We start from the raw sequence: 4,954 nt of genomic DNA, 5'->3' as shown, positions 1-4,954 counted from the left end.
GTTGATCTCGTTGGCGATCCTGCCCGGTCCATCGCCGGACACGCCCCAGCCCGACAGCGCAATCCGTGTTGCCGGACGTGTGTTGCGGAACACCAGCATGACCTTCGAGGTCGCCCGCTCCTCGGCGGAGGTATGAGTGCGCTCGAGTTCGGCGCTGTCCAGCGCATCCAGAGGATAGGTGTCCGAACGCGCGCGAAACCGCGAGTCGCGTCGGACCGTCACCAGCCCGCTCGGCTTGTCGAGTATCAGAACCGTGCGCTCGGACAGTGCAGCGTAGCCCAGATAGAAGGCGCCGTTGAGGCCGAGCAGAAGGACCACCCCGGTCATCACCTCGCCGCCGAGCAGATGGGCAAGCCCGAAAATCGTAACCGGTATCACCGGCAGCATCACGAACCAAAGAATGAAACGGGGAATGGCCAGTTCGATCTCGAACCGCTCGGGGGTGTTCAGCCTCGCCGTCATGGCCGGTCTTCCGAGGTTCGTGACAACCATGACGTGATCTCGGCCCTGTCAGTTCCCGCAGAACTGTCGTGGCCTATGCGCGGTTCGACCCGCAAGGAAGGTGCCAGTGGAACCGTTCTATTCTCTCGTCCCTGCAGGCGCGTCACCTGCAGCTGCGCATGACCTTTCGCACGATCGAGGCGCAGTTGCGTCACCACCGTCGTCTTGCGCAAGATGAGGCCGCCGATCAGCGCCGTCATCGCCAGAACCGTGATCCCCGTCTCGATGGCGCCATCCGCAAGTGCTGCAAGGCCCATGGCAGCAGCCATCAGGATCGCGCTGACCGCGATCGCGGCGCGGCGGATGGGCCGGTATTCAATCTCGAGCACGGCGTCCGTCTGCTGCAAGACACGGAAGGCATCAGCGAGCAAATCCGGCAGGTTCACGGCATGCCCAGGTCTGTGTCGATCCAGCCCTCCACGAATTTGCATGTTGTCGGCGCATCGCTGCGGCAGAGGGAGGCGACGAATTTGGCCTCCATCCGGCCGGAATCATCGAGGTCGAGCCGTTCGAGCATAAGCTTGGGCGGGTGCGGCGCCCCATCGCTCTGCCAACCGGGGCCAGTGACACCTTCGGGACGGATGTCGATGGTAATGCCCGCGGGGGCCGTGTCGGCCGAAGGCTCCCCTTCGAAAATCAGATTGATGTGGAAATGTCCGTCCCCCATGGCGTTGATGTCGATCAGGGTCAACGGACCGATATCGTTGACCTGCACCATGGCCGCACCGTCGTCCATCCGCAGCACCTCCCACCTCCGGTCTGCGCCATCAAGATAGGCCGTCACGGTACCGACGGAATCTAGCGCAACGGCCGGTGTGGCGACAAAGCCAAGTGCAAGGAAAAGTCTTTTCATGGCAACTACCTCCGGCTCAGGCTGATTTCGCGGGCGCCTCTGCCCGAGTTCCATTTCGTCCCCATCGCCTCGGTTTCGGAGAAGAAGCTGATGATGCCGTCTGCACGCCGTGCGCCGCTGCCGATGTGCCACGAGAATTGCGGGGCAAGGCCGATGTCGCATCCAAGCACGAAGGCCCATTCGGCCACGTCCGGCTTGATCGCGAACATGCTGGGGTCCATCGGCGCGCCCTTCACGAAATCATAGCGCAGTTCCCGGTTGCCACCCCGTACCGGGACGAGTTCGGTCTGCATCCCGTCAGCGGCGATGTAGAGCCTGTTGCGTATCCGGTCGTAGACGATTTCCAGAGCGTTCCTGTGAACCCCCATCGTCGGACCGATGCCGCGGGCCGTTTCGGTCCAGCTGCCTTCCAGCAACGGTCCGATGCGCCGCAGATCGAGCTTGTCCGCGCCCCGCGGTGTCTCGGAACATATCTCGTTCGGTATGGCGGTGTTCTGCTGGGCTAATGCCGGAGCAGCAATGGCGAAGAGAAGAGCGGAAAATGCGGCGCGGATCATTCGGTTGCTCCTACGGTGACGGGCGCGCGTGCGATGATGCGGCCCGAGGCGCCGACCCGGTAGCGCAGTTCATAGGTGCCGGCGGCGTCGGGCGCCTTGAGCTTTGCAGGAGATCCCCATCGCGTCTGGGTTGCCGTGATGCGGGCATCGTCGGGCGAACCGGGTTGGGCAAGCACGATCTCGTCCTTGGGTCCGGCCGGGCCGGTCCAGGCGATCTCGAACCTCTTGCCGGGCGGTAATACGGCGCCGGGCGGCGTGATGCTGGCCTCGGTCGCGGCCAGGGTGATCGGGCGCGTGGCGAGGATGCGCTGTGGCGCATATTGCTCGTAGCGCAGCTCGAACAGGCCGGTCTCGTCGGGCAGGCGCAGCGTTACGGGGTTGCCGTTCCGGGTCAGCGTCACCGCGAATGTCTCTCCCGCCGCTGCACCGGGGCTGGCCAGCGTGATCCGGTCGCCCTCGGCATCGGGACCGGACCACGAGACATTGAGGGCTCCGCCCGCCGGGGCGGTTTCGGGGGCCTCAAGCGATGCTTCGGGACGAGCCTCAGCCAAGGGCACAGCCACGCGCTGAACTATGTCAGGCCGGACGGTCAGGGCCATCTTGCCGGTGTAGCCGGGTGCGGTTGCAGCGACGCTGTATTCCCCCGGGGGCAGGACGATGTCGAAAGGATCGCTCTTTTCGCCTTCCGCGACGACCGCGCCAGTCTCGTCCGCGATCTGCCAGTCGGCTGCGCCCAGCGGTGCTCCGGTTTCGGCAGAGACCGCATGAAGCGACATTACTACCGTGACCGCGACGGGTTCGGCGGGCGTTACCTGCGCAAGGGCGGCGGCAAGTTCCGCCCCGGTTGCGGCATCGAACAGCAATCCGCCGGTCTGATCGGGCAGGCAGGAGAGCGCACCGACCTCACCCGGCGCCATGCCGAACCCCACGACATGCGCGCGCAGAGCGATGCCCTCGCTTGCGAATTGGGTGGCCAGCGCGCAGGGATCGCCGCCGCAAGTCTCCAGCCCGTCGGTGATCAGCACGATATCGGCGGCCTCGGCGGTGTCGGGGATCTGGTCACGCGCCACCCGCAGCGCATCGGTGAGCGGCGTCATGCCCTGGGGGATCAGCCCGACCAGCCGGTTGGCCTGGCCCGCGCCGATATGGAGGCCCATCGGCGTGACCACCTCGATATCTCCGCAATCGCCACGCCGGTTGTGACCATAGGCCACGATCGCGTAGGGCGCATCGGGATCACGGTCGACAAAATAATTTCCCATCACATCGCGCGCCACTTCGATCCGGCTGAGATCGCCTTCCAGCCGGTTCCACATCGACCCGGAGGCGTCGAAGACGATCACGGTGACGGGTTCCGCCGTCAGCGGCGTGGCAGCGCAGAGGGCGGCGGCGAAGACGGCGTTCCGCATCAGTCGAGCCTCGGTTGCAGGTTCGGGCAGGGCGCATAGCGTTCCGCCCAGCCATCGCCCATGACGATCAGATCGCCGCCCATGCGCGTCATCAGCAGGGTGCGTTCGCGCCACTCCTGTCCCTCGCCCCGGCAGTCGGCCCAGTAGAGTGTCGCGGTTTCCCAGCCCTCGACGCTTCGCGGGTCGGTCAGGCGGCAGCTCGATTCATAATAGACGATCCGGTCGCCCTGCAGCGTCACGCGCTGGTCGCTGACCGTGGCCGCACAGTCGAACCCGTCATAGACGCCATCCGCGGGCACTGCTGCCACGGGGGCGGCAAGCATGATCATTGCAATGGCAGCCGCCCGCATGTCAGTTCACCTGCTCCAGAAGAGCGTCAAAGCTGAGGGTCACGGGGCGTGTTTCCAGAAACGGGCCACCTTTGACCTCGCCGGTCACGGTGCCAGACAGGCTCACGATTCCATCGCTCACGGAGAAATCCGCCAGTTCCAGCGCAAGACTCTCCCCATCGCCGCGCCAGTTGGCCCCCAGGTCGCGCGCGAAGGCGATTTCGAGCGACAGTTCCTCGGGGTTTGGCAGCTCGCCGCTCAGCATCAGCGACACAAAGACAGTTTCCTGATCGCCTTCCGTCTGTACGCCGGAAAGGAATGCGTCGCCGTAACTGCCGATGATCGTCGCTGCCGAAAGATCGGACGAGATCGACAGTTCCAGCGGCTGCTCCCCGAAACTGCCGATGACCTGACCGCCCGGTTCCTCAGCAATGGCAGCCGTCGCCAGAAGACAGGAGAGAGCGCAAATTCCGATCGCGCGGCGCATGGAAGCGTTTATGAACATGTAACGTTCTCCTTGTTGAGCCGCAGGATATGCACTCGCGCAGCTTCGCGCCCCGTCCGTTTGAATGGGGCGCCGCGGAAAAAATATGTGCTAGCATCCATTCAGGCCTCATTATTCACGCGATTCTCATGACGTTTACGCATCGCCTCTATTCATGCCTTCTCGTGCTGGCGATGATCGCTCTTGCCGCGCCGAAAGCGATTGCGGAAAGCCCGCTGTTGACGCTGACGGGTGCGGTGGATGGCGGGCAGGTGGAGATATCGCGCTCCGATCTGGATGCGTTGGAGTGGCACGAGATCGCGACCTCGACGACCGTCACCGACGGACGACCGCTCTTCAGAGGGGTCCTGATGCGTGACATCCTAGCGCTGGCCGAAGCGCGGGGCGAGATGGTGACCGCGCGTGCGCTGAACGACTACGTCATCGACATTCCTGTCGGCGACTTCCACAAATTTGACGTGATCGCGGCGCTCTACATGGACGGGACCGCCCTGACACCGCGCGACAAGGGGCCGATCTGGATCGTCTATCCACGCGACGATCACGGGGTGTTGGCCGACATCCGCTATGACATGAGATGGGTCTGGCAACTCGTCGCACTGCATGTGCAATGACGCGCTTCTCGGGTCCGCTGCGCTATGGCGGTCTTGCCGCGCTGATCGTTGGCTGCATCGGGCTTCTTCTGATCTCTGCGGTCAACATCGTCCGGATCGAGCGGCAGATGCAGATCTCCGCAACCGAGAACATGACCTGGATTTTCGGGCAGACCCAGATCGAGGCGCTGAACCTTGCCGCGGCTC

At 64.2% G+C, this 4,954-nt stretch carries 9 protein-coding genes; 2 read left to right on the top strand and 7 right to left on the bottom strand.

Annotation, left to right across the window (positions count from 1 at the left end):
- The 7 genes from P1U75_RS05125 to P1U75_RS05095 form a co-directional block, all read right to left on the bottom strand.
- Positions 1-462, bottom strand: a 462-nt coding sequence (locus tag P1U75_RS05125; protein ID WP_300240554.1) for a hypothetical protein, incomplete at its 3' end; no start/stop codon positions are given.
- Positions 459-887 (bottom strand): hypothetical protein, encoded by a 429-nt coding sequence (locus P1U75_RS05120; protein ID WP_300240552.1) that lies wholly within the window; start codon positions 885-887, stop codon positions 459-461. The genes P1U75_RS05120 and P1U75_RS05125, both read right to left, overlap by 4 nt.
- Positions 884-1,354, bottom strand: coding sequence for a hypothetical protein (locus P1U75_RS05115; RefSeq protein WP_300240550.1), 471 nt, complete (start codon positions 1,352-1,354; stop codon positions 884-886). Before P1U75_RS05115 ends, P1U75_RS05120 begins: the two co-directional genes overlap by 4 nt.
- A 5-nt stretch (positions 1,355-1,359) precedes the next feature.
- A complete protein-coding gene (locus P1U75_RS05110; RefSeq protein WP_300240549.1) occupies positions 1,360-1,911 on the bottom strand; it encodes a hypothetical protein in 552 nt (183 codons plus the stop codon).
- Positions 1,908-3,320: a VWA domain-containing protein gene (locus P1U75_RS05105; RefSeq protein ID WP_300240547.1), complete on the bottom strand. Its 1,413-nt coding sequence runs from the start codon at positions 3,318-3,320 to the stop codon at positions 1,908-1,910. The genes P1U75_RS05110 and P1U75_RS05105 overlap by 4 nt, the downstream gene beginning before the upstream one ends.
- Entirely contained in the window at positions 3,320-3,643 is a 324-nt protein-coding gene (locus P1U75_RS05100; RefSeq protein WP_300240545.1) for a hypothetical protein, read from the bottom strand. The genes P1U75_RS05105 and P1U75_RS05100 overlap by 1 nt, the downstream gene beginning before the upstream one ends.
- A 28-nt stretch (positions 3,644-3,671) precedes the next feature.
- Positions 3,672-4,136 carry a hypothetical protein gene (locus P1U75_RS05095; protein ID WP_300240543.1) on the bottom strand — a complete coding sequence of 155 codons (465 nt, stop codon included), beginning with the start codon at positions 4,134-4,136 and terminating at the stop codon, positions 3,672-3,674.
- 146 nt (positions 4,137-4,282) lie between these two features.
- Between P1U75_RS05095 and P1U75_RS05090 the strand changes: the two genes are divergently transcribed.
- Both P1U75_RS05090 and P1U75_RS05085 read left to right on the top strand, forming a co-directional pair.
- Positions 4,283-4,768: a hypothetical protein gene (locus tag P1U75_RS05090; RefSeq protein WP_248411242.1), complete on the top strand. Its 486-nt coding sequence runs from the start codon at positions 4,283-4,285 to the stop codon at positions 4,766-4,768.
- Positions 4,765-4,954, top strand: a 190-nt coding sequence (locus P1U75_RS05085) for a hypothetical protein (protein WP_300240539.1), incomplete at its 3' end; no start/stop codon positions are given. The genes P1U75_RS05090 and P1U75_RS05085, both read left to right, overlap by 4 nt.

Source organism: Antarcticimicrobium sp. (assembly GCF_029212575.1).
Classification (GTDB): Bacteria; Pseudomonadota; Alphaproteobacteria; order Rhodobacterales; family Rhodobacteraceae; genus Antarcticimicrobium.
The sequence above is the reverse complement of the archived record's forward strand: the minus strand, read 5'-3'. Positions and strand labels throughout refer to the sequence as shown.

Coding starts and splice junctions, on each gene's coding strand:
- P1U75_RS05115 (WP_300240550.1), bottom strand. CDS start 1,354: ATGAAAAGACTTTTCCTTGCACTTGGCTTTGTCGCCACACCGGCCGTT.
- P1U75_RS05105 (WP_300240547.1), bottom strand. CDS start 3,320: ATGCGGAACGCCGTCTTCGCCGCCGCCCTCTGCGCTGCCACGCCGCTG.
- P1U75_RS05090 (WP_248411242.1), top strand. CDS start 4,283: ATGACGTTTACGCATCGCCTCTATTCATGCCTTCTCGTGCTGGCGATG.
- P1U75_RS05110 (WP_300240549.1), bottom strand. CDS start 1,911: ATGATCCGCGCCGCATTTTCCGCTCTTCTCTTCGCCATTGCTGCTCCG.
- P1U75_RS05100 (WP_300240545.1), bottom strand. CDS start 3,643: ATGCTTGCCGCCCCCGTGGCAGCAGTGCCCGCGGATGGCGTCTATGAC.
- P1U75_RS05095 (WP_300240543.1), bottom strand. CDS start 4,136: ATGCGCCGCGCGATCGGAATTTGCGCTCTCTCCTGTCTTCTGGCGACG.